Source organism: Staphylococcus sp. AS1337, from assembly GCF_051408735.1.
In the GTDB taxonomy this organism is placed as follows: Bacteria; Bacillota; Bacilli; order Staphylococcales; family Staphylococcaceae; genus Staphylococcus; species Staphylococcus xylosus_B.
This window is the reverse complement of record NZ_JBOIHZ010000008.1, coordinates 76,412-99,294: the sequence shown is the minus strand read 5'-3', so window position 1 is coordinate 99,294 and position 22,883 is coordinate 76,412. Positions and strand designations below refer to the sequence as shown.

General features: G+C 31.8%; 26 protein-coding genes. 7 read left to right on the top strand and 19 right to left on the bottom strand.

The features are described 5' to 3' along the window. Positions 1–2 precede the first annotated feature (2 nt). The 5 genes from ACSUE0_RS12135 to ACSUE0_RS12115 form a co-directional block, all read right to left on the bottom strand. Positions 3–317 (bottom strand): YfhH family protein, encoded by a 315-nt coding sequence (locus ACSUE0_RS12135; RefSeq protein ID WP_119614312.1) that lies wholly within the window; start codon positions 315–317, stop codon positions 3–5. Then, positions 295–1,113, bottom strand: coding sequence for a recombination regulator RecX (gene recX, locus ACSUE0_RS12130; protein ID WP_119614311.1), 819 nt, complete (start codon positions 1,111–1,113; stop codon positions 295–297). Before recX ends, ACSUE0_RS12135 begins: the two co-directional genes overlap by 23 nt. 267 nt (positions 1,114–1,380) lie before the next feature. Next, positions 1,381–2,190, bottom strand: coding sequence for a monofunctional peptidoglycan glycosyltransferase SgtB (gene sgtB / locus ACSUE0_RS12125; protein ID WP_119614310.1), 810 nt, complete (start codon positions 2,188–2,190; stop codon positions 1,381–1,383). 300 nt (positions 2,191–2,490) lie between these two features. Beyond that, positions 2,491–3,009: a type 1 glutamine amidotransferase domain-containing protein gene (locus ACSUE0_RS12120; protein ID WP_017722811.1), complete on the bottom strand. Its 519-nt coding sequence runs from the start codon at positions 3,007–3,009 to the stop codon at positions 2,491–2,493. A gap of 86 nt (positions 3,010–3,095) precedes the next feature. Continuing rightward, on the bottom strand, positions 3,096–3,278 hold the full coding sequence (locus ACSUE0_RS12115; RefSeq protein ID WP_119614309.1) for an SE1561 family protein: 183 nt from the start codon (positions 3,276–3,278) through the stop codon (positions 3,096–3,098). A 259-nt stretch (positions 3,279–3,537) separates the two neighbouring features. On the opposite strand from ACSUE0_RS12115, the gene yfkAB reads away from it, so the two are divergent. Then, on the top strand, positions 3,538–4,692 hold the full coding sequence (yfkAB, locus tag ACSUE0_RS12110) for a radical SAM/CxCxxxxC motif protein YfkAB (protein ID WP_436957547.1): 1,155 nt from the start codon (positions 3,538–3,540) through the stop codon (positions 4,690–4,692). Positions 4,693–4,839: 147 nt separating this feature from the next. Here the strand turns inward: yfkAB and ACSUE0_RS12105 are convergent, their stop codons facing one another. From ACSUE0_RS12105 to ACSUE0_RS12095, 3 genes are all read right to left on the bottom strand, one after another. Then, complete coding sequence (locus ACSUE0_RS12105; protein WP_017723500.1) at positions 4,840–5,361, bottom strand: acyl-CoA thioesterase; 522 nt, start codon at positions 5,359–5,361, stop codon at positions 4,840–4,842. 92 nt (positions 5,362–5,453) lie between these two features. After that, on the bottom strand, positions 5,454–6,692 hold the full coding sequence (locus ACSUE0_RS12100) for an aminopeptidase (protein ID WP_119614307.1): 1,239 nt from the start codon (positions 6,690–6,692) through the stop codon (positions 5,454–5,456). 17 nt (positions 6,693–6,709) lie between these two features. After that, positions 6,710–6,913, bottom strand: a complete 204-nt coding sequence (locus ACSUE0_RS12095) for a DUF1128 family protein (RefSeq protein WP_017723498.1) — start codon at positions 6,911–6,913, stop codon at positions 6,710–6,712. A 134-nt stretch (positions 6,914–7,047) separates the two neighbouring features. Between ACSUE0_RS12095 and ACSUE0_RS12090 the strand changes: the two genes are divergently transcribed. The 3 genes from ACSUE0_RS12090 to ACSUE0_RS12080 all read left to right on the top strand — a co-directional run bounded on the left by ACSUE0_RS12090 (position 7,048) and on the right by ACSUE0_RS12080 (position 9,290). Continuing rightward, on the top strand, positions 7,048–7,512 hold the full coding sequence (locus tag ACSUE0_RS12090) for a low molecular weight protein-tyrosine-phosphatase (RefSeq protein WP_119614306.1): 465 nt from the start codon (positions 7,048–7,050) through the stop codon (positions 7,510–7,512). 6 nt (positions 7,513–7,518) lie between these two features. Further along, a complete protein-coding gene (locus tag ACSUE0_RS12085; protein ID WP_017723496.1) occupies positions 7,519–7,803 on the top strand; it encodes a hypothetical protein in 285 nt (94 codons plus the stop codon). A gap of 344 nt (positions 7,804–8,147) precedes the next feature. Beyond that, complete coding sequence (locus ACSUE0_RS12080) at positions 8,148–9,290, top strand: YihY/virulence factor BrkB family protein (RefSeq protein ID WP_119613952.1); 1,143 nt, start codon at positions 8,148–8,150, stop codon at positions 9,288–9,290. 271 nt (positions 9,291–9,561) lie between these two features. On the opposite strand, the gene vraR is transcribed toward ACSUE0_RS12080, so the two are convergent. The 5 genes from vraR to map form a co-directional block, all read right to left on the bottom strand. After that, complete coding sequence (gene vraR, locus ACSUE0_RS12075; RefSeq protein WP_119613953.1) at positions 9,562–10,191, bottom strand: response regulator transcription factor VraR; 630 nt, start codon at positions 10,189–10,191, stop codon at positions 9,562–9,564. Further along, positions 10,181–11,224, bottom strand: coding sequence for a sensor histidine kinase VraS (vraS, locus tag ACSUE0_RS12070; protein ID WP_017723493.1), 1,044 nt, complete (start codon positions 11,222–11,224; stop codon positions 10,181–10,183). The genes vraR and vraS overlap by 11 nt, the downstream gene beginning before the upstream one ends. Next, positions 11,221–11,922, bottom strand: a complete 702-nt coding sequence (vraT, locus tag ACSUE0_RS12065) for a cell wall-active antibiotics response protein VraT (protein ID WP_017723492.1) — start codon at positions 11,920–11,922, stop codon at positions 11,221–11,223. Before vraT ends, vraS begins: the two co-directional genes overlap by 4 nt. 16 nt (positions 11,923–11,938) lie before the next feature. Next, positions 11,939–12,325 (bottom strand): hypothetical protein, encoded by a 387-nt coding sequence (locus ACSUE0_RS12060; protein WP_119613955.1) that lies wholly within the window; start codon positions 12,323–12,325, stop codon positions 11,939–11,941. Between the two features lie 104 nt (positions 12,326–12,429). After that, complete coding sequence (gene map / locus ACSUE0_RS12055; protein ID WP_039069016.1) at positions 12,430–13,182, bottom strand: type I methionyl aminopeptidase; 753 nt, start codon at positions 13,180–13,182, stop codon at positions 12,430–12,432. Between the two features lie 176 nt (positions 13,183–13,358). Between map and ACSUE0_RS12050 the strand changes: the two genes are divergently transcribed. Beyond that, positions 13,359–14,345 (top strand): FUSC family protein, encoded by a 987-nt coding sequence (locus tag ACSUE0_RS12050; protein WP_436957542.1) that lies wholly within the window; start codon positions 13,359–13,361, stop codon positions 14,343–14,345. Positions 14,346–14,541: 196 nt separating this feature from the next. Here ACSUE0_RS12050 and ACSUE0_RS12045 read toward each other — a convergent pair whose 3' ends face one another. Both ACSUE0_RS12045 and ACSUE0_RS12040 read right to left on the bottom strand, forming a co-directional pair. Beyond that, positions 14,542–15,264: a type 1 glutamine amidotransferase gene (locus ACSUE0_RS12045; protein ID WP_436957540.1), complete on the bottom strand. Its 723-nt coding sequence runs from the start codon at positions 15,262–15,264 to the stop codon at positions 14,542–14,544. Beyond that, positions 15,261–16,580, bottom strand: a complete 1,320-nt coding sequence (locus tag ACSUE0_RS12040; protein ID WP_119613958.1) for a Mur ligase family protein — start codon at positions 16,578–16,580, stop codon at positions 15,261–15,263. The genes ACSUE0_RS12045 and ACSUE0_RS12040 overlap by 4 nt, the downstream gene beginning before the upstream one ends. A 168-nt stretch (positions 16,581–16,748) precedes the next feature. Here ACSUE0_RS12040 and ACSUE0_RS12035 point away from each other — a divergent pair, with 168 nt between their 5' ends. After that, positions 16,749–17,252: a ferritin gene (locus ACSUE0_RS12035; protein WP_119613959.1), complete on the top strand. Its 504-nt coding sequence runs from the start codon at positions 16,749–16,751 to the stop codon at positions 17,250–17,252. 302 nt (positions 17,253–17,554) lie between these two features. Further along, a complete protein-coding gene (locus tag ACSUE0_RS12030) occupies positions 17,555–18,109 on the top strand; it encodes a 3'-5' exonuclease (protein WP_017723485.1) in 555 nt (184 codons plus the stop codon). Between the two features lie 48 nt (positions 18,110–18,157). On the opposite strand, the gene dinB is transcribed toward ACSUE0_RS12030, so the two are convergent. From dinB to ACSUE0_RS12010, 4 genes are all read right to left on the bottom strand, one after another. Beyond that, positions 18,158–19,228, bottom strand: coding sequence for a DNA polymerase IV (dinB, locus tag ACSUE0_RS12025; RefSeq protein WP_119613960.1), 1,071 nt, complete (start codon positions 19,226–19,228; stop codon positions 18,158–18,160). 202 nt (positions 19,229–19,430) lie between these two features. Next, on the bottom strand, positions 19,431–19,982 hold the full coding sequence (locus ACSUE0_RS12020) for a DUF3267 domain-containing protein (protein WP_017723483.1): 552 nt from the start codon (positions 19,980–19,982) through the stop codon (positions 19,431–19,433). Positions 19,983–20,194: 212 nt separating this feature from the next. Further along, entirely contained in the window at positions 20,195–21,556 is a 1,362-nt protein-coding gene (rlmD, locus tag ACSUE0_RS12015) for a 23S rRNA (uracil(1939)-C(5))-methyltransferase RlmD (protein ID WP_436957536.1), read from the bottom strand. A gap of 72 nt (positions 21,557–21,628) precedes the next feature. Beyond that, positions 21,629–22,546: a diacylglycerol kinase gene (locus tag ACSUE0_RS12010; RefSeq protein WP_119613962.1), complete on the bottom strand. Its 918-nt coding sequence runs from the start codon at positions 22,544–22,546 to the stop codon at positions 21,629–21,631. Positions 22,547–22,883 lie beyond the last annotated feature (337 nt).

Genomic DNA, 22,883 nt, shown 5'->3' with positions numbered 1-22,883 from the left:
TTCTATAATTTTAATAATGCAATAGGTAAACCTTCTTCAGGTTCTGCACTTTTAATTCTAAAGCCCCATGCAAATACACCTTTTAGTCTTTCAACTTTAAAATAGCTTCCTGTACCATCATTTAATTTGTATATTTTTCCTAGTTCAATTTTTGTTCTATCAACTAAGTAGCTTTCTGCAATTATAACTTTACTTTGATAGACATCATATTCATTTAAAATACCATTCATTTCTGCTTTTCTCATTTTTTCTTTGTAACCTTGGATTTCGTGACGTAATTCTATTTCACTCATTTCACTCAATTTCTTCTGTTCCATCGACAATACCACTCTCTTCTAATTTACCTTTAATTTTATCATATTTATAGCCTTTTCTCATGAGACCTTCAATCGTTTTATTAATCAATTTTCTGCCCGAATATTTTCTAGACTGTTTGTTATATACTTTCTCTAATTCTTGTTGTAATAAACCATCTAATTCTTCTTCTGGCTGAGAAAAATCTAATTCATCTATAACTTCTTTAATCTTTTCAAATGAGTATCCTTTTTGCATTAATGACTGAGTTAATTTTTCTTTTCTCTTTACTACTGGACCCTTTTTTTGTTTTAAAATCTTATTCGCTACTTTAACAACCGCTTCTAATGGTTGTTCTGCTTCATATTTGTCTACATAATCATCTATGATAATTTGCTCGACACCAGCTTCACGTAATTTTTCTTTGAATATACCCGGACCTTTGTCAGTAGTTAAAATCATAGTGTTTTTTAAGCTATTAGCGTAATCATTATGGTCAATCAAACGTTGATCATGACAGTATTCTATTACCTTTGCTATTACAGATTCTGAAATTTCTTTTTTTTGTAAATGTTGTATAACTTCATGATCTGTTCTTTTCCGATAAGATATATATTGAATCGCTGTATTTACAGCTTGTCTATATTGATCATAATTTTGAATTTTTTCCATATCTTGCGCTTCGACAATTTGGCCTTTTTTTAAATTGAAATGAATATACGTGTCCATATCTATACCCATTTCAAATTCACCATCTAAATATAAATTAAAGCGTTCTTTATTCTTTTTCTGAACTTCTATTTTAGTAATTTTAGGCATAATCCTCACTCCACTTATTAGGATAACTTATATTGTTTATTAATGGAATTATAGTGTCTAGCATATTTAAAATTAATCTTAATTCATAATATGTATTACTAAATTATAGCATTAATAGCGTAAAAAATTTTATGAATATATCATAAATCCAAACGAATAATTAGTACGAATAACATAAAACAGTTTTCATATACTTTCTCCAAAATAAAGAAAAGCAGCAATATGATATCCATTTAGTACTAGATATCATATTGCTGCTTTATTTAGTTAAACACCTAATTCTTGTATAGCATTTTCATATTGTTCATTTGTAATATAATCTTGTTGTTTCATTTTTTCCAAATCTGTTTTAACTCGATTAATAAAATTCCCTGACATATCATTTATGTCATACACACTTGGTGCATTAATTTTACTTGCTAAGATCGCGCTTTGTAAAACTGATATTTGTGGTAAATTAGGGTTGTTCTTATCTGTTGTTACCCCAAAATAATGATTCGCTGCAGATTCTACAGTATACTGATCGCTACCAAAATATATATTATTCATATAAAAACTTAATACTTCATTTTTATCATAATTTTTTTCTACTCTATGCGCGACAAATAATTCTTTGACTTTCCTAGTAAAAGACTGTTCATTATCGTAGTAATAATTTTTCACTACTTGTTGGGTGATGGTACTTCCACCCTGAACACTTTTATCGCTTATTGTTGAAAAAAGTGCCCTTGAAGTTCCTTTGAAATCAAATCCATGATGCTTATAAAATCGTTCATCTTCCATAGCGATAAATGCACCTTTTGTATAATTAGGCATATTTGAAGCAGAAACAAAGCTTTCTTTGTCTTCAATTGTTTTTAATTCATCAACATCTGCTCGTAAAGACAGAGCATACATTGCACCTATAAAAACCCCTATTATGAGAATGATTGGCATTAATAGTTTAAATAACAACCCGATGCCTTTTTTCTTTTTCTTTGGCTTACTAACAGGTTGTGAGTAAGTATTGTGGTGCGGTATGTTCGACCCTTTTGCTTTATATTGTTTATTTTCTTTATATCGATCGCTTCTTTTCATGCGGTAGCTCCTTTATGTTGCTCTCATATCATTATAAGTGAGTTTATCAATAGTTAAAACGTTTATCTAGAGCTAATTGTAAAAATCAGTCCAAGGGTGTATGCCATACTCAACATGAAGTTTTACATTATGAACAAACCACATAAAATAACTTACATTTCCATAAAAAAACTGGAAAAACAGAGACACTTACATATTATTTCATGATAAATTTAAAAATATCACTTATCAATATGCGTTATCATAAGTTTTTCCAGTTATGGAAAAGTAAACCACTATTTTATTTAATTAATGTTACTCTTAGTCGTTAAGTTGATTTACAATCTCTCTATTAAAATCATCTAAATCATCTGGTGTACGACTCGTAACGATATTTTTATCTACCACTACAGATTCGTCGACAACTTGTGCACCGGCATTAGCCAAATCTTTACGGACGTTTAATACTGCAGTTAGTGTACGACCATTTAGGTCATCAGTATCTATTAGAATTTGTGGTCCGTGGCAAATTGCAAAGGTTGGAACATCATTTTTAGTAAAGTATTTCGCAAATGTACCATATCTACCTTCAGAATCTCCACGCAAATGATCAGGTGAAAATCCACCAGGAATTAATAATCCATCGTAATCTTCAGGATTAGCATCTGCAATACTTAAATCTACTGTAACTTTTTCACCGTGTTTACCGACTACTTCACTATTTGCTTCATCGCCAATTACAACTGTTTCATGTCCTGCTTCTTCAATTGCTTCTTTAGGACTTGTTAATTCGCTATCTTCAAATTCATTCGTTACTATGATTGCTACTTTTTTCGCCATGTATAATCACCTTTCTCTATTTAAGCTCTACATACTATATAGACTAAATAACTAGGATTTAAACATAGTTTCTTATTTTCATTTACTTATTTGTTGTTTGAGTCAGAAGTGCTTGAAACAGTTTTAACTTTTTCTTCTAGTTGATCGAGTAAGCCAATCCACTCATCAATATCTTCCACTTTGACTTCATCTGGATTAACATGGTCAATGTCATCGATAAATTTTTCTAATCTAGCCTTTATTTGATCAATCGTTTGATTTTCATCCATTTTTAAAAATGACTCCTTTTTTTATGATAGTTATATCCTAACATGGATTTGACAAATTTTGGTATAGTCTTAATAATATTAAATTGAATGTCTGATTTGTTTTATGTTTCCATTCCTCAAAAAATCATACATACGTTATTTTATAAATCACATCACTACTTACTAAATTAATTTATTTATTATGCTATGCTGCGATTACTAAAATTCATTTATTTTCAATTATCCTAAGTACAAAGTTAATAAAAAGGAAGTTTAATTTATGCTAAATCTACACACTACTAATTCAAAGAAACCAATTTCACTAAACAATGACCCTTGGGAAGCTTACAATGACATGCAAGAACACAATCGTTTAACGTTGAGCAATATAGAGTTTACTACGACCAATTTATGTAATATGCGTTGTAGTCACTGTGCTGTTGGTTATACATTGCAAACAGCCGATCCTGATCCACTGCCTATGGACTTAATTTATCGTCGTCTGGATGAAATACCAGATCTTAAAACGATGTCAATTACCGGTGGAGAACCTATGTTTTCTAAGAAATCTATTAAAAATGTCGTTAAACCATTATTAAAATATGCTTATGACCGTGGTGTATACACACAAATGAATTCAAATCTTACATTACCACTAGATCGCTATTTAGATATCGCTGAATATATAGACGTTATGCACATTTCCCACAATTGGGGTACCATCGATGAATTTACAGACGTTGGTTTCGGAGCCATGGATAAGCAACCGCCTTTAAAAGCAAAACTTAAATTATATGATCAGATGCTTACAAATTCTAGCACTCTTTCTGATCAAGGTATGTTTGTTTCAGCTGAAACTATGTTAAATCAAAGTACTGTACCATATCTTGAAAAGATTCATAAAGAAATCGTTAATGATATGAAATGTCAACGACATGAAATTCACCCGATGTATCCTGCAGATTTTGCAAGTCAATTGGATGTATTATCACTTAAAGACATGAAAGCAGCGATACACCAACTTTTAGATTTACGTGATCCAGACTTATGGATGCTATTTGGTACGCTACCAATTTATCCATGTATTAATGACGAAAATGACCAAGCGTTACTTCAACGTTTGCGTGATACGCCAAATGTCACAATGCGCAATGACCCGGATGGTAGAAACAGATTAAACGTTAATGTGTTTACAGGTAATGTGATTGTCACAGATTTTGGAGACGAAAACGGTACTATTTCAAATATTAAAAATGATAAATTACCCGATGTATTTAACCATTGGTTAAACTCTTCGCTCGCACAATCCCTCAATTGTCATTGTTCATCATTTAGTTGTCTTGGTCCTAATGTTCTTGTAAAAAACATGTATTATCCAAACACTGATTTTAAAGAAAAAGAAAAAGATATGCACTCATTACATACAATGCTTTAAATACTAATCAAATGTATCGCATTGTTTTAATTCAATTATAAAAATAGGACGAACTCGAGTTATACTAATATGATAAAAAAACGGCTAGGATCATTAATGCTCCTAGCCGCTTTTTTATTATTATATTAGATTTCGTTGTTGCAATCCCTATTTCATATTTTGAGCATTTGCTAAAAAAGCTATGGTTTCTTTACTTTCATTTCTACGTTCTTTTCTACGTTTCACTCGTGCAAGCGCCGTGTCATGAAACCACATTTCAGTTTGTGTCTCTGGATAAACTTGAGGTACTTCTTGTGGTTTACCATCCGCATCTAGTGCAACAAAAGTTAAGAAACTTAACGCTGCTAAATGACGCTCATTTCTTATAATATCTTCTATAATGATTTGTACACAAACCTCCATAGATGATTGTCCTGCATATGACACCATAGCTTCATAGGACACAATATCACCGGTCTTAATCGGTTTTAAAAAATCGACAGAATCTGTTGAAGCTGTTACTACTTGAGAATTACTATGTTTCGTTGCTGTTATTGCAGAAATTTCGTCCACATTTGCCATCAACATACCTCCAAACATTGTATGCAAATGGTTTGTATCTTGCGGAAATACTTGTCGTTCCTTAATACTTCTTGATTCAGACATTGACTTACGCTTTACATTTCCCATAATATAATCCATTCCTTTGCTTTGAACTAATAAAAATCAGTGTTCTGAAATGACATCAAAACACTGTAAATTTATTTATTAATCGTTATATCTTATTTTGCCCAATTTCCCTGTTCAAACACTAGTTCTTTTTCACCATTTTGTGTAATACCATAAATAGTTAAATCACGACTACCAATCATAAAATCGACATGCACCAATGAGTCATTAAGTCCGTGTTCTATTTTTTCATCTGTTGTCATTTCTGTACCGCCTTCAATATTGAAAGCATATGCCGCACCTAAAGCAATATGACATGAAGCATTTTCATCAAATAATGTATTATAATAAATCGTGTTTCTGTTTGAAATCGGTGAATCATCAGGTACAAGCGCTACTTCTCCTAAACGTTTTGCGCCCTCATCAGTATTTAATAAGTCGCGTAATACTGCCTCGCCTTTTTCAGCTTTAAAGTCAACTACAGCACCATCTTTAAATGTTAACGTGAAATTATCAATAATATTGCCATTATGACTTAAAGGCAATTTATTCGTAACATAGCCATTAACTTTCAATCGATGTGGTGCAGTGAAAACTTCTTCTGTAGGTATGTTAGCTACAAAAGCTTGTCCTTCACTTGTATAACTCGTAGCGTCTTCCCAAATATGCCCTTCAGGTAAACCAATCTCTAAATCTGTACCTTCTGACACATAATGAAAAGCTTTATAGTTTTTAAGTTGCAACCTTTTAGCATGTTGGCTTAAATTGCCCACGTGTTTTTGCCAATTCGTAACTGGATCGTTACCATCTATACGCACAATATCTAGCACTTCATCAATAAATTTACAGTATGCGTCTGTTTCAGATAGTTCTGGATAGACACGTTTTGCCCATGCTTTAGATGGAAATGCTGCTACACACCAAGGAAATTGATTTTTTTGGCTCGCTTCCATATATCCTTTATATGCCATTGAATACTCTCGTTGAAATGCGGATAATTTATCTCCATCTATACCACTTAATAAATCAGGATCTTTAGTAATTAACGCAAGATTCGCTGCACCTCTTTTAACATAATCCATGCGTTGTTCAACTTCGTATGATTTAACTTCATTTTTCTCAAAATGTTCTACTGTCTCATACTCAAATTTCAAGCGCGACAATCTGTCATCACTATATTCGACTTTAACGTCAGAGGCACCACGTTGATAAGCAGCTTCTACTATGTAATGTGTTAACTCAAGCGCATCAACGCTCGAACGAATAAATACTGGTTGATTTTTTTGAACATTCATACCTACACCTACTAAAAGTTCGGCATATTGTTTAAGTTTATCTTGTAATTGAGTCATATGTACTCACTCCATTCCTATTGACGAATCTGACCAAGTGCCTCTGCAATAGCTGATGCTTCACTTGGCGTAAATGACGCCTTTGATGTAACATAATCGTAAATTTCACGAATTTCTTGCTCATTCGCTGTTTTAAACTTTTCTGGATCAATCACGCTTTGATTCACAAGATTTAAGCGTCCTCTTATTTCATCTATCATTTGCTCATTATTATTTGCCAAATTATTCACCTCTTTTTTTCTCATTTTATCAAATTTAATTACCTTGTAAAACTTTTATCATAATTCCCCCTTTAGAAATGATTAAAAAAGCTTTAAAATGGGAATGAGGATTATATAAATTTGGAGGTACTCATATGACAACTGTAGCATTCGTGTGTCTAGGTAACATATGTCGCTCACCTATGGCAGAAGCCATTATGCGACAAAAATTACTAGATAGAAACATTAAAGATATCAATGTATCCTCTAAAGGTACAGGGAAATGGAATTTAGGAGAACCTCCTCATGAAGGGACTCAAGCAATTCTAAACTCGCATAACATACCATTCAATGGTATGATTAGCGAATTGTTTCAACCTAATGATGACTTTGACTATATCATTGCAATGGATCAAAGTAACGTAGATAATATTAAACAAATCAATCCTAACATTAAAGGTCAATTATATAAATTGTTAGACTTTAGTGATATGGACGAAACTGATGTGCCAGACCCTTATTATACAAATAATTTCGAAGGTGTTTATAAAATGGTACAATCATCTTGTGATAATTTAATTAATTTTATAATTAAAGATGCAAACTTAAGAGAGGGGTAAAATATAATGCAAAACAAATTAATTCCAGGAATATTAATAGGTGCCATCATCGGAGGTGCAGCAACATTAGCAGACAAATCAACAAGACAGTCTTTAAAGCAGTCTATTAAAGATAGAAAAGAAGGCAACCGTCCTCAAAAACCATCTGCACTTAATAATATAAAAGATGAAGTATTTTATTGGAAAGATGTTGTTGAAGAAATCAGACGCAATAATCCTGAATTAGAACGCTCAATAAAAGAAGCTAAAAACACATTTGTCGAACGTAAAAACAATCGTTTAAACAGCTAATGCAGTTTCTGAAATAAACATGAGGTATTACATTGTATGTTGTTTATTATCATTAACAAACTAAAATTCCAAGTTTGTAATTCTATACACAGTAATAATTGATATTTAAATACTAAGTATTAGTCATTTTAATTTTTTAGATATCAATAACTCTAACTCGGGGCGAAACATGAAATCAGATTAAAATTTTGATTTCTGTCTCGCTCCTTTTTATATTATTTTATAATTTACAATATTATCTAGAATTATTCTTTTCATTTTTACAGCAAGAATATTGCAACACATATTTACCTTATTATCATTTTAAAGTATATTAAAAATATAAATACATAAGGAGTTTTGATATGTCTAAAAAAGAAAAAACTAATTCTAACTTTTTAAATTCTGCTAAAGAGATGGAAAATAAGAACTCAAACGAAAATAGTGGTGAACAGATTAAACGTGATCGTACATATATTACACCTGACGAATTCAAATCAAAATCACCCAAAAAGGACAGTCAAGCGTTCTTTGTATCACGTATTAACAAACCAGCAAAATATACCAAAGATTCTAATTTTTTCTCTTATTTGGTATATAGAATAGGAAAAGATGACGCATCTGGTTTATCAGCCCAACTGTCTTATTACTTCATGTTATCCCTATTCCCAATGCTATTATTTTTATTATCAATAGTTCCTGTAGTTGGTGTAAAACAATCTACTATTAGAGATATGATTAAAGATCATGTGCCACCTACTTATGCTTCACAGGTAGCTGATATCATTGGCGATATCATGAGTAATGCTAGTGGTAGTATTTTATCTGTAGGTTTAATCTTAGCATTGTGGTCAGCATCAAATGGAATGACTGCATTAATGAATTCATTTAACGTTGCCTACGATGTTGAAGATAGTAGAAATTTTATTGTTTCAAAATTATTTAGTGTTTTATTTACATTAGCTATGATAATTGTTATGCCAGTAGCACTGGTATTACCGACATTCGGTCAACAAATTGGCGATTTTTTATTCGGGCCACTCGGTCTAGGCGAACAAGTGAAATGGATATTTGACACGATTCGTTATGTACTTCCAGTAATTGTAGTCTTGATTGCATTCATGGTCTTATATAGCTTAGCACCAAATGTTAAAATTAAGTTAATGTCTGTCATACCTGGCGCTATCTTTGCAACTATCGTTTTCTTAGCTGGTTCATACTTATTTGGTATATATATATCTAATTTTTCCAATTATTCTAAAACGTACGGTAGTATCGCTGGTATTATTATATTGATGCTTTGGTTATATATCACTGGTTTTATTATCATTATAGGTGCTGAAATCAATGCAATTTTTCATCAAAGAAAAGTTGTTGGTAAGACACCTGAAGAACAAACTTTTGCTGAAATCAAGCAAAATCATACTCCTTCTGAACAACAAGAATCTAATTCAGAAGATGTAAATTTAGCTACTGATTCTAATGATAGCAAAGAAAATAATCAATAAATTTTAACAACAATATAATACCTTTAGTTACGGTAGTGGGATGAAAATCCAATTTATTTAAAAAAATTTCGTCGCTCTTATCCGCAAAAAATGACTAGCTTAATAGATATAAAGTGATTACTTGAGCTGTAGTTCAGGCACAAGTCCTACTAACTCAATATACTGATTATGACTGACTTGGCTCATCTTTATATAAAAATAAAGGCTAAAACACAACGTATTAAATGATTACGTTTCTGTTTTAGCCTTTATTTATTAAATACTTTGTAATTTATTGAATTAAGTTGTGTTGAAAAGCGTAAATAACAGCTTGCGTTCTATCTTGTACTTCTAATTTACTCAAAATATTACTTACATGTGTTTTAACGGTTTTAATTGTAATATGTGAGGCGCTTGCTATTTCTTGGTTTGAGTAGCCTTTTGCAATTAATAATAAGATTTCCATCTCACGCTCTGTTAACATTTCATATAATTCTGCACGTTGTTTCATCCTATTTCTCATCTTAACTAAAACTTCTGCTTCAAAAACTGATTCATTATTATGGGTTTTTCTTATTGCTTCTGCAATATCACTAGCGCTCGTTGTTTTTAAAATGTAACTATCTACACCAGAATCAAGCGCACGGTATACTTCATTATCTTCTATATAACTCGTAAGCATGACTACCTTCATATGAGGTAAATCTTTTTTTACTTGTTCAGTTGCTTCAACACCGTCCATATCATCCATTAGTAAATCCATTAATATTAAATCCGGATTCAATTGGTGTGCCTTTTCAATTGCTTCCTTTCCGGATTTCCCTTCTCCTACAACATCAATATCTGGTTGTGTTGATAAATAGCTAGATATTCCAATTCGGACCATTTCATGGTCATCCACAAATAAAACTTTAATCGGCATATGAATCCTCCTTATTTAATGGGGCTTTAACTTCAATTCTGGTACCTGCGTCAGGTAGTGACACAATATGAAACGTTGCGCCAATCTCAAGTGCACGTTCACGCATATTTTTTAAGCCATAACTTTGTTCTACTTTATCATCTACATTAAAGCCTTTACCATTATCTTGTATTCTCAATAATAAATAATCATCTCTATTGAATAACTCTATAGTCACTTTAGTTCCTTTCGAATGCCTTAATGTATTCGATATAGCTTCTTGTGTGATTCTAAACAAATGATCTTCGATACCTTTAGGTACTTTAAATTCTTCTATATCATGTATAACTTTCATCGGTACTTTTTTCTGTAAATCTACAACCAAATCTTTAATACCTTCACCAAGTGATTTATCTTTCAAGCCTAAAGGTCTTAAATGTAATAATAAAGCTCTCATTTCTAGCTGAGAATCTTGTATCATTTTTTCTAGTACTGGAATTTGTTGATCTAATGGTGCTTCTAATTTTGTTTCTTTTATCGCTGATAACATCATGCTAGCTGCGAACAACTGTTGACTCACCGAATCATGTAGTTCGCGTGCTAACCTTTGTCGTTCATCTTCAATAATTTTTTTCACTTTTACATCATTAATATTATATGATTCATTTGTTAAATTTTGCGTTTTCATCCTTAATTTATGTACTTCTTGATTTAAAGGGACTAACGTTTGATATAACTCAATGGTTTCGTTATACAATTCTATATTTTGATCATTTATACCTACAGTTTGCCCTTCTATTGACCTTTCTATTTGGTCTTTTAACCAATGGTTTTGCTGGTTTATTTTATAAGCTAATACAGAACCTACAATAATACAGAGCAAAATAACCATTAGATTTAAAAATAATAAGACGGGTATACCAAATATTTGCGTATAAAACATACCTTGAAAATACATGATGTTAACAAATACTTTATCAATAAAAAATATGGCAAAAAATGTACTATAAACTAATATCAACATTGAACCTATTGCTCTAATATAGTGATTCATTTATAAATCACCTCAACATCACCTAAGAAGGACGAAACATAAATGTTTACAGCATAGTTATCCTCTTTAGTTTCCTCAATAATTTTGATATTATTGTTCTCGACTTTATAAGATGTCTCATTTACATAGGCATTGCCATATAGTGTCGTGAAATGCAAGATTATATTGTAGTTCAATGGGACGATAATTTGTACTTTCCCAATAATATGACGGATAACTAGAGTATTATTCTCTTTAATATTTGCTGCTTTCGACATATCGATATGGATGTCTCCAATACCATGTTGTACCTGTATGTCTTCCCATTTATATACATATACAGGCGTACGTTGTTCACCAAACCATTTTTGCTTTATAAAGTCTGGCGTATCGACCTCTTCTTCAGTAGCGGTTATTTTTAAAGGTCTAAATCTATATATAATGTATCTCACAATAAGTACTATTAAAAATACAAACAAGATTATAATCGTGTATTTATTAGACAGCAACGTAAATGCAATCAACAATACCCCTATCCAAAACGAGAGTAACCCACGTACTTTATGAAAATAAATATAACCTACATAAACTAAAATACAACCAAGTAATAAAACAAGTAAAAAGCCAATTTTTTCAAAGAAAATATAGTAAAAATTGGCAATAATCATCAATGCTGTAAAAACAATAAGCATCTCTGTCGATATATATTTATGAGTCATGTTTCGCCACCTTTCTTCAAGCGACTAAACTAATGCGTTCGATTAAATCACACTCAGTTTCGATATTTGCTCTTTCAACTGCTTGTTGTGATAGATCGGATTCGATTCGAGCGTAGTCTGCTTCCATTTCATTTAAGTCATTTTTTATTCTATCTATTTCGATATCCTCAATCTCTTGAGCACAATAAATGTAATCTTCATCTATCATATCAATATACTTATTTTCTAATGATAAGGTTAAATTATCAATTAATTTCTCTACATAAACTTTTCTTTCTAGTAAGTAATTTATGTACATTTCAATACTTCTTAATTTTTTATCTAAATACTGTCTATATTCTACTAAACTAGTATAGAAAGTGTTTTTTGTCATTTTTTCTAAGTAAGTCTTAATATAATTCATAGAATCACCTCATGATTGATTAGCTTCTATTATAAAAAATATCCGGAACCTTTAATATAGGCTCCGGAACCATCTTATATTAGGACTTTAGACCGAAGCACTATCTAATCTATTTTAGTAGTTAATACTGGTCCATCTTTTGTCACAATGACAGTATGTTCAATTTGAGCCACAAAACTTTTATCTTTTGTTTCAAACGCCCATTCATTCTTCCCTTCAGTAACGTATGTTGCTTTTGTAGAAATAAATGGTTCTACTGCTATGACTGTACCTTCTTTCAGTAAAGTTTTATCTTTTGGTTCGTAATAGTTCATCACGTGGTTTGGTGCTTCATGTAATGATTGTCCAACACCATGACCAGTTAAGTTTTTAATTACAGTAAGATTATTTTTACGTGCAGTCGCATGCACTGCTTTACCGATTTGGCTAAGCTTTGCACCGGGTTTAATTCTTGTCATTGCTGCTTCAAAAGCCTCTAGTGCTACGTCACAAACTTTTTGTTTCAATGGATTATCAGCTTCACCAACAACAAATGAAATTCCTGTATCCGCATAATAACCATTTTTTAAGGCTGACACATCAATGTTTACCAAATCACCTTCGTTTATTTTGCGCTTCCCAGGAATACCGTGAGCAACTTCTTCGTTTACACTGATACATGTTTGACCTGGAAAGTTTTCATCGTGAATAGGTGCTGAGATTGCACCATGTTCTTCAAATAATACTTTTGCTATATCATCTAACTCTTTAGTAGTTACGCCTGGTTTAGTGGCAGCTTGCATTTTATCTCTTATTAAAGCACATATGTAACCAATATCTTTTAAAGCTGTTAATTCTTCTTCTGTTTTTACGATCATATTATCCCGTTCCTTTATATATATTATATTCTCCCTTATTATAGCAGAATTTTTTTGATATAATAAATTAGAAAATTTTAACATGTATAGTTTAACATTTTATGGAACTAATGACATGACTACTTTTAATATTTCATGTTGGTTTGACTACTATACATACCATTAGGAGTTTTTCTATGAATGACATTTGGTATAAAAAGATTATTGGTGCACGAACAATCAAAACAGGATTAGCTACATTTTTAACAGCATTTTTCTGCTTGGCTTTAGACTTAAACCCTATTTTTGCAATTTTAACAGCAATTGTTACGATTGAACCGACTGCTAAAGCTTCTCTGAAAAAAGGCTATCGAAGACTGCCAGCAACAATTATTGGCGCTTTATTTGCCGTAGTATTTACATTTATCTTCGGTGACCAATCACCTTTTGCCTATGCTTTTAGTGCAACATTTACAATTATTTTGTGTACAAAATTAAATTTACACGTAGGTACAACAGTTGCAACGCTGACAGCAATGGCTATGATTCCAGGCATTCACGATGCTTATTTCTTTAACTTCTTTTCCAGACTTTTAACGGCTATCATCGGCCTTGTAACTGCTGGCCTTGTAAACTTTATAATTTTACCGCCAAAGTATTATGAACAATTAGAATCTTCAATTAATACTTCAGAACGTAAAATGTATGCTCTGTTTAATTTAAGGATGCGTCAACTCTTACTTGGTAAATTTACCAAAAACGCACCTTATCGCCAGTTAAATGCTTTAATTGACATTAATCAAAAAGTGGAAATGTTACTAGCTTACCAAAAAGATGAACTTAGTTACCATAAGCATAATGACTCCGATTGGTTACGATTAAAATCATTAACTACTCGATCACACACAAATAGATTATTTATAACTCATTTATCAAATTTAGTCTACTTACCAAAAGATACTAATGTAACATTTACGCATGAGGAAAAACTGGCTATCCTTTATATTGCACAGAGTATAAATAACATCTATGCTACTGGACATTTTGAACGCCAACCACGCCACGCTTCATTGCTAAAGACATCAGTCAAAGGTTTAGATGAATTTGACGAAAACCAAATTAAGAGTCACATCATTTATGAAATTCTATTAATTTATCGCATATTAGATCATCGTTTCGCTTAATAACATTATAATTAAAATCTCTATATGCTTTCGTTTTTCCAACTAATTATACATATAAAAAAGAGTGGTACAGAAATTATTTTAGCCAAAAATAATTTCTGTACCACTCTTTTTTATCAACAGTAAATCACGCTATCGTATTAACATAAATTTTTAATACACTTTATTCAAAACATTTATCGTAAAGTCTTTAAATTTAATTATTTTTTTGTACACGCTCAACAATTACTCTTTTAGCAGCTTCTTCTTCTGTATTATCCACTTGCTTCGGCTCAAATTCTATACCTTTACGCTCACACGCTTTCTCTAATAAGTAATCTGTAATTTCATGGTTTTTTGGTAAAATTGGGCCATGTAAATACGTACCTAATAGATTTTTATAATGGATTCCTTCTGCTGCTTCATCATCGTTATTACCATAACCATGTGTTACTTTGCCTAATGTACCATATGGATGATATGTGCGACCGCCGTGATTTTCAAAGCCAACAATTGTGCCGAAAGTCTCGCTTTGTATAACGATATCACCAGCAAGACGTTCTTTTTGTGATTCTGTATAAAAATCCAATATACCTAAGCCCGCAAGTTCTGTACCATCAGGAGTAATATATTTACTACCCAAAAATTGGTATCCTCCACAAATTGTTAGACCTGGCATTCCATCTTCTATTGCTTCTTTTAAAATTTCTTTAATTTTACTCAACTCTTTTGTTGCAAGGGCTTGTTCTCTATCACTTCCACCACCAATAAAGAATATATCACACCCATCTAATGTAACACCTTCTGTTTCGTTAACATCTACAACATTCAATTTAATATTTCTTAATTTGGCACGTTGTTTTAGTGCTATAATGTTACCTATGTCACTATATAAATTTAATTTGTCTGGCATAAAATGATAAATAGTTAATTCATTCATTTCACTTTGACCTCCTCAAATGAGTGGTTTAATTGTTCTAGCATTGGTGCAAGTGAAGTGTAATTTGGAATGGCCACGGTGAAACTTCCATTATAATCCATTGTTTTAGCCGTTGCTTTATATATATCCTTTTCCAAAATAATCGGCACGTTAACACCAGCAAGTTTCAATCGTAATTGCAATTCCTCAGCACGTGTACCTGTAACAATAATTGCTTCAATTTGCTGTCTAGTTAACTTTTCAAAGTCTGCATCATATATCCATGATGTATCCCTACCATCTGCTGCATTATCATTTAAACTCAACACATAAATTTTACTACCAGTTAATTGTTCTCCCACAGATAAACTTGCATTCATTCCAGAAGGGTTTTTCGCAAGATTTATCATTGCTTCTTTACTACCTTTTTTAAAATACTGCATACGTCCATTGTCCGAAGTATAAGTTTCAAAACCTTGTCGTATACCTTCATCATCTAAGCCTAATTCTCTTAAAACTGTGTATGCTGCTATCGCATTATACGCATTAAAATCACCAGCTATTTTCATATTAAATGTAGTTGTTCCTACATCTAAATTAATAAATGGTGTAAGCGTAAATTGAGATACTTCGTATTTTGCATCTTCACGTTTAAATCCACATTCGCAATGGTAGTGCCCGATTTGGTTATATTGTACATAATCATAATGTAATAATCGACCACAGTTTGGACAATAACGACTTTCATTCATTGTACTTTGCTCAAATTCATGTGCATGTGCTTTCATCCCATAATAAACAACTGTATCACTAGCTATTTTTAATCTACTAACAAATGGATCATCCGCATTCAATAGCAACTTAATTCCCTTATTATTGATTGCATTTGCTATGTTATTAACCATAATATCGATTTCACCAAAACGATCCATTTGATCTCGGAAGAAATTCGTAACAACCATCATTGTCGGTGTTACTTCATTAAGTACTCTTGGAATTGACCCTTCATCTATCTCAATAACTGCAATTTTTGTATCTTTGTTATTTTGCAAAATAAAGGCTGATGTTATACCTGCAGCCATATTTGCACCTTCATTATTATGTATGATTTCTATATCATTAGCTCTTAATGTATGACCGATTAAGTTCGAAGTTGTAGTCTTCCCATTTGTACCACTAATAAAGACAATCTCATCAACTTTAGAAGCTAATTTTCGTAATATATTTTTATCTATTCTTCTAGCAACTTGACCTGGTAAATCTGTACCTTTTTTACCGGCAGCTCTACTCGCTTGCCTAGCCATTTTTGCTAATCGGGTTGCAGTCCAATGTCTCATATACTTCCTCCTCTACTATTCACTAGAATATTATAACATGATTATGTTGTATTCCAAACAATTCTAAATCTAAATTACCGTCACATTTTTACTAATGTTATTGTGTATAATTTACTACTATGAATAGTTTTGATATACTTAAAAAAAAGCATTGGAGGTTTATTAATTATGTTAAATGAAGACTTATTGTATGCGTTAAATGAACAAATGAATCATGAATTTTATGCAGCTCATGCATATATGGCTATGGCTGCTTTTTGTGATGATAATTCTTATGAAGGGTTTGCTAACTTCTATATTCAACAAGCTAAAGAAGAACGTTTCCATGGTAAAAAAATATACGACTACATTAACGACCGTGGCGGCCATGCACTATTTAGTTCAATCCCTGCACCAAAAACAGAATTTTCAAGTATTTTAGAAACATTTAAAGATGGTTTAGCACAAGAACAAGATGTTACACGTAGATTCTATAACTTATCTGATTTAGCCAATAAAGCTAAAGACTACGCAACAATTTCATTCTTAAATTGGTTCTTAGATGAACAAGTTGAAGAAGAAGCTATGTTTGAAACACATATCGATTATTTAAATCGTATTGGTGATGATAGTAATACACTCTATCTTTATGAAAAAGAATTAGCTGCACGTTCTTTCGACGAGGAAGTTTAAAGTTTAAGTCTCATCTTACATTTAACCTACTTATAAGATATTTATGCTGTTAAAATACCATAGCATAAATATCTTTTTTTACACTCAATGCCCTAATTTGGTAAATCATAAAAGGCGCAGATTAGAAATCAAATTTTTGTTAAATTGATTTTTACTCCACTCCCTCTTTTTATATTTTTTCACAATATAATATTCTTTAAACTAATTACAAAAACGACTTTGAATAGTTCTGTAAACTTGACTAGTTTGCTATATTTATATAAAGTCATTACATATTAATATTAAGAAAGGGACCATGTAACATGAATTCAGAGGCCTTTATTGCACTAGATTTTGAAACCGCAAATGGAAAACGTACGAGTATTTGTTCAGTTGGGATGGTTAAAGTTATTAATCATCAAATAACGGAAACATTTTATACGCTCATTAATCCTAATGACTTCTTTTCAAAACAAAATATTGCGGTTCATGGTATTCATCCCGAGGAAGTTGCAGATGCTCCTACTTTTAAAACTGTGTACCCATACATGTTAAAATTTATAGGTGATTTACCCGTAGTAGCTCATAATGCAGCTTTTGATATGACTGTATTACATGAAAGTATTAAATCATTAGGGATTGAAACACCGTGCATGACTTATTTTTGTTCACTTCAATTATCACGAAGAACAATTCATCATCACCGTTATGGCTTAAACTATATGATGCAATATTATAATTTAGATTTCCATGGACATCACGATGCTCTAAACGACGCTAAAGCTTGTGCTATGATTACATTTAGACTTTTAAAACATTATGACAATTTACCCAGTATGCTTAGGGTATACGGTAAAGATCTTAGAGATAAAGACTAAACACTATTAAGACATATAAATTGTTAAAGCTATATAAATTAAACTCATTTAAATATAGTCATAAATTGTCATATTTTCGAATGTCGCCTTTTCTAGGTTCCCTACGGTTACACCTATAAGTCTAATAGGTGTATCGGAATCTTTTAGCTCAGTGTATAAACTATATGCAACATTATAAATATCGGTTTCGTTCCGTACGGGATCACGTAAGCTGCGTTGCTTTGATAATGTTTCAAATTTAAATGTCTTTATTTTAACGGTTACTGTTTTACCCGATTTATGCAATTTAGCTAACCTTTCTGCTGTTTTATTACTTAATTCCCAAACTTTTTGTAATATTTCATCATCATCGTTCATATCTGTAGCAAATGTTCGCTCTGTGCCGACAGATTTTCTAATCCTCGTTGATTTAACCGGATTATTGTCTATCCCTCTCGCCTTATTATATAAACCGTGCCCCCTTTTACCAAACAGCCTAATAAGCTCTCGCTCGCTTTGATTATATAAATCTTGCCCCGTATATATATGATGCTCATGCATTTTTTCTTTCGAAGCTTTACCTACCCCCGGAAAATCACCAATATCTAACTCCATCAATATTTTGTGTACATTATGATAATCAATTACAGTTAAGCCGTTTGGTTTGTTCATCCCACTAGCTAACTTTGCCAGAAACTTATTATAAGAGACGCCTGCAGATGAAGTGAGTTGTGTCGCTTCAAAAATATCTCTTCGTATATATTGTGCAATATGAGAAGCAGGTAAATCCGGTCTGACAAGATGTGTAATATCTAGATAGGCCTCATCCAATGAAAGTGGCTCAACTATATCAGTATAACTTTTAAATATATTCATGATCTGTTCTGACGCTTCCCTATAAGCTTCAAACCGAGGTCTCACATAATAACCATTTGGACAAAGTTTATGAGCCTGAGCGGTGGGCATTGCAGAATGGACACCATATTTCCTTGCTTCATAAGACGCTGTAGAAACAACGCCTCTACCACTTGCTTTACCACCTACAATAACTGGTTTCCCCTTTAAATTGGGATTATCTCTCATTTCAACCTGCGCAAAAAAATAATCCATATCAATATGAATGATTCTTCTCTCTGACAATGACCTCACCTCCTCTTTTTACTATTTTTCAAATTTCACATTACTTATATTTTACAATTTACTATATTCTAATTCTTCAAATTTGCTCATTAAAAAAGAGTTAGTTCTAGCTATTAAAATACATACTGAACGTATCGTCAATATGTATTTTAATAGCAGAAGCCTAACTCTCTAATTAAAAACAATTTATGTTAAATATATGCTATTTTGCTTCTGTTTGTAAGTCTTGAAGTGAAGCTTTAGTGTAAAATATAATACCGTCTTCTGTGTCTTCAATCAATTGCACATTTTTATTAAAAGCACCTGATAGAAAGTACAAATCCAACACACAGTATCCTATGTGGAAACATGCTATAAATATAAGCGATGAATATGCAAAGAAAGAAAATAATATGAATAGCGCACTTGTAATGATGACTAATGGAGCTAACATGATGCTGATGTACTGCCATTTTTTGAAATAAACATTTGGCATATGTGTTGTCATTAAACCTAAACGAATACGATACGTAGGTTTATTACCCTTTGCAAACATTCGAAACATAATGTTGTGAATAAATTCATGTAAAAAGTATACAACTGCAAAACCTATTATGCCAAGCAACAAATTTAAAACAATATTCTGTTCAATAATATGTGTCATAGAATAAGCTAATTTATAAGATACTAAAATGCTAATCATCACAATTGTAAATTGAAATAAGATAAAGCCTTCAAGCGCCTTTTTGCTCGAAAATAAATCAATTTTGAACATCAGTCAACCCTCCATGTCATTCGTTATTACCTAGAGTATACAACGATTATCTCCACTAATAAAGGGCTTTTCAAGAAAGTTAGTTGCTTGTAATTAAATTTTAACAAACTTACTCGATTTGCAATAATCTGCAATACTCAGTAAACAACTAATTAATTAATTTCACAATTACTATATATAATAAAACATCCCATTCACTTAATGATTTAAATCTAAAGTCTCTCAAATTGTGCAACAGTCTCAACATGTGTTGTATGTGGAAACATATCTACGGGTGTTATTTGCGTTAATTTATAATGACGTGCTAGTAATTGAGCATCACGTTGCTGTGTCGATGGATTGCAGGAAATGTAGACGATCTTTTTGGGTTTTAATTCCAATAATGTTTCCAAAAATGTTTCGTCACACCCTTTGCGAGGTGGATCAACCATTACTATATCTGGTTTAATTCCTTCTAATTCCCATTTTAAGATAACATCTTCGGCCTTGCCACAGACAAAAGTAGTATTTTCAAATTGGTTTATAGTCGCATTTAACTGCGCATCCTTAATCGCTTCAGGAACAACTTCAACTCCATAAACATGTTTCGCTTTTGGAGCCATGTATAATCCTATAGTACCAATACCGCAATACGTATCAAGCACAACTTCTTCACCTTGTAGTTCAGCATATTCTATAGCACGCTGATATAACTTTTCAGTTTGAATGGAGTTAATTTGATAAAATGATTGGTCATTTATTTTGAATGTAACATCAGATAATGTATCTTCAATCTCATCTTTTCCATATAAAGTATATGAATTGTCTCCCATAATTACATTAGAATGTGTTGTATTTATATTTTGTTTAATACTGACAATTTCTGGAAAGTCAGCCACTAATCTATCTGTTATGATGTCACTTTGTTTAAATTTTTTGCCATTTGTGACAAAGATAACCATTAATTCTCTCGAATGGTGTCCAGTTCTAATAACTACATGACGCATTAATCCTTGCTTCTGACGTTCATTATAAATACTCACATTAAGTTCATTAAACCATACTTTAACTTTATTTATTACGTCTTGATGTAAACTATCTTGTATTAAACATTCATCCATGTCGATTATGTCATGACTACGTTGACGATAAAATCCAGTTATTACTTCATGCTCATTATTTTTACCTACTGGAATTTGTGATTTATTTCTGTAATACCAAGGATTATCCATTCCAATTGTATCGTGTATAACTACGTCTTTAAATCCTGCTTTTCTTTGAAATAAATTTATCACTTGTTCTTTTTTCATATCTAATTGTGATTGATAAGTCATATGCTGTAACTGGCAACCACCACATTTATAATAATAGACACAAGGTGGTTCTACACGCGACTCACTTTGCTCTTTAATAGTCATTAATTTACCTATTGCAAAATTTTTCTTCACTTTAATCACTTTAAATTCAATAATTTCATCAATTAATGCATTAGGAACAAAAACAGGATAACGATCGAATTTCACAACACCATGACCTTCGTGCGTTAAATCTATAACTTTACCCTCTACGACTTCATTTTTTTGAATTGTGTTCATTATTTAACCCCACATTAAAAGAGGTTAGGGAATATTTATAGACTGACCTAACCTCGTAGTTTATTCTATATTTTATTGTTCAACTATTTCTTCATTTTGTATATCACTTGGTGTAAACACTTCAATATGTTGCTTCAAATTCAAGAAATTACCTGGTAGTTTACCACCATATTCGCCATCTACATTAAGTTGCATATCAGTAAATGAGGAAATACTTATAGATTTCGCCTTTTTATAATGTACCTTTGGATGTTTCGTATGCTCACCTCTTGAAGCTAAAGTCATTATATGACCTAGTTCTGCAAGATTCGCCTTTTCAACGATAATCAAAGTAAAACAACCATCATCTAATTTTGCATCAGGTACTAATTTCTCAAAACCTGCCATTGAATTTGTCAAACCAAGTAAAAATAAAAGTGCTTCGCCTTGAAATAATTCGTCATCATATTCAATGCGGATATCTACTGCTTTCATCTGCGGTAACATTTCAAACCCTTTTATATAATATGCAAACGGTCCAACAATTGATTTTAATTTACTCGGTGTTTCATACGATACTTGAGTTAATTGTCCTCCTGCGGCTAAATTAATAAAATAGCGACTATTCATTTTCCCTATATCTACACGCGTAATGTGACCTTCAATGATAACATCAATCGCACTCATTATATCAGTAGGTAAATGTAACGCACGACCAAAATCATTAACAGTGCCCATTGGAATGATACCTAAACTCGGTCTATTGCCTTTTTCTGCTATACCATTGATAACTTCGTTTAAAGTGCCATCACCACCAGCGGCTATGAGTACATCGTAATTTTGTTCTAAACAACGTGTTGCTTCTGTTGTAGCATCTCCGGCTTTTTCAGTTGCGTAAGCACTTGTTTCAAAACCTGCTTTTTCTAATTTAATTAAAACATCTGGTAAGGTGCGTTTAAAAAGTTCTTTTCCAGATGTTGGGTTATAAATGATTCTAGCTCGTTTTCTCATAATTTATCCCTCAACTTCGTATACTCATTACCTATATTAAATGATTTACATAGATGATAAAAGCATTTTAGGTTAAATTTTAAAAGAAAATATATAACCATCCCTGACAATGACTAGTATTGTTTGGACTATGAGGTTCACCTGAGCTTGCGCTCATGCATAAGCCCTACTAACTCTTAAAAACGGAACACCTGAGTTTGTTCTCATATGTAAGAACCACTAACTTAACAAATTAAGAAGTGGCTCTTTAGAGAAGTGCGACTTTAGCTGTTTCAAATATAATGATTAAGGCTGAGACAATTAAATTGTCCCAGCCCACTAGTATTAGTAATAAAAG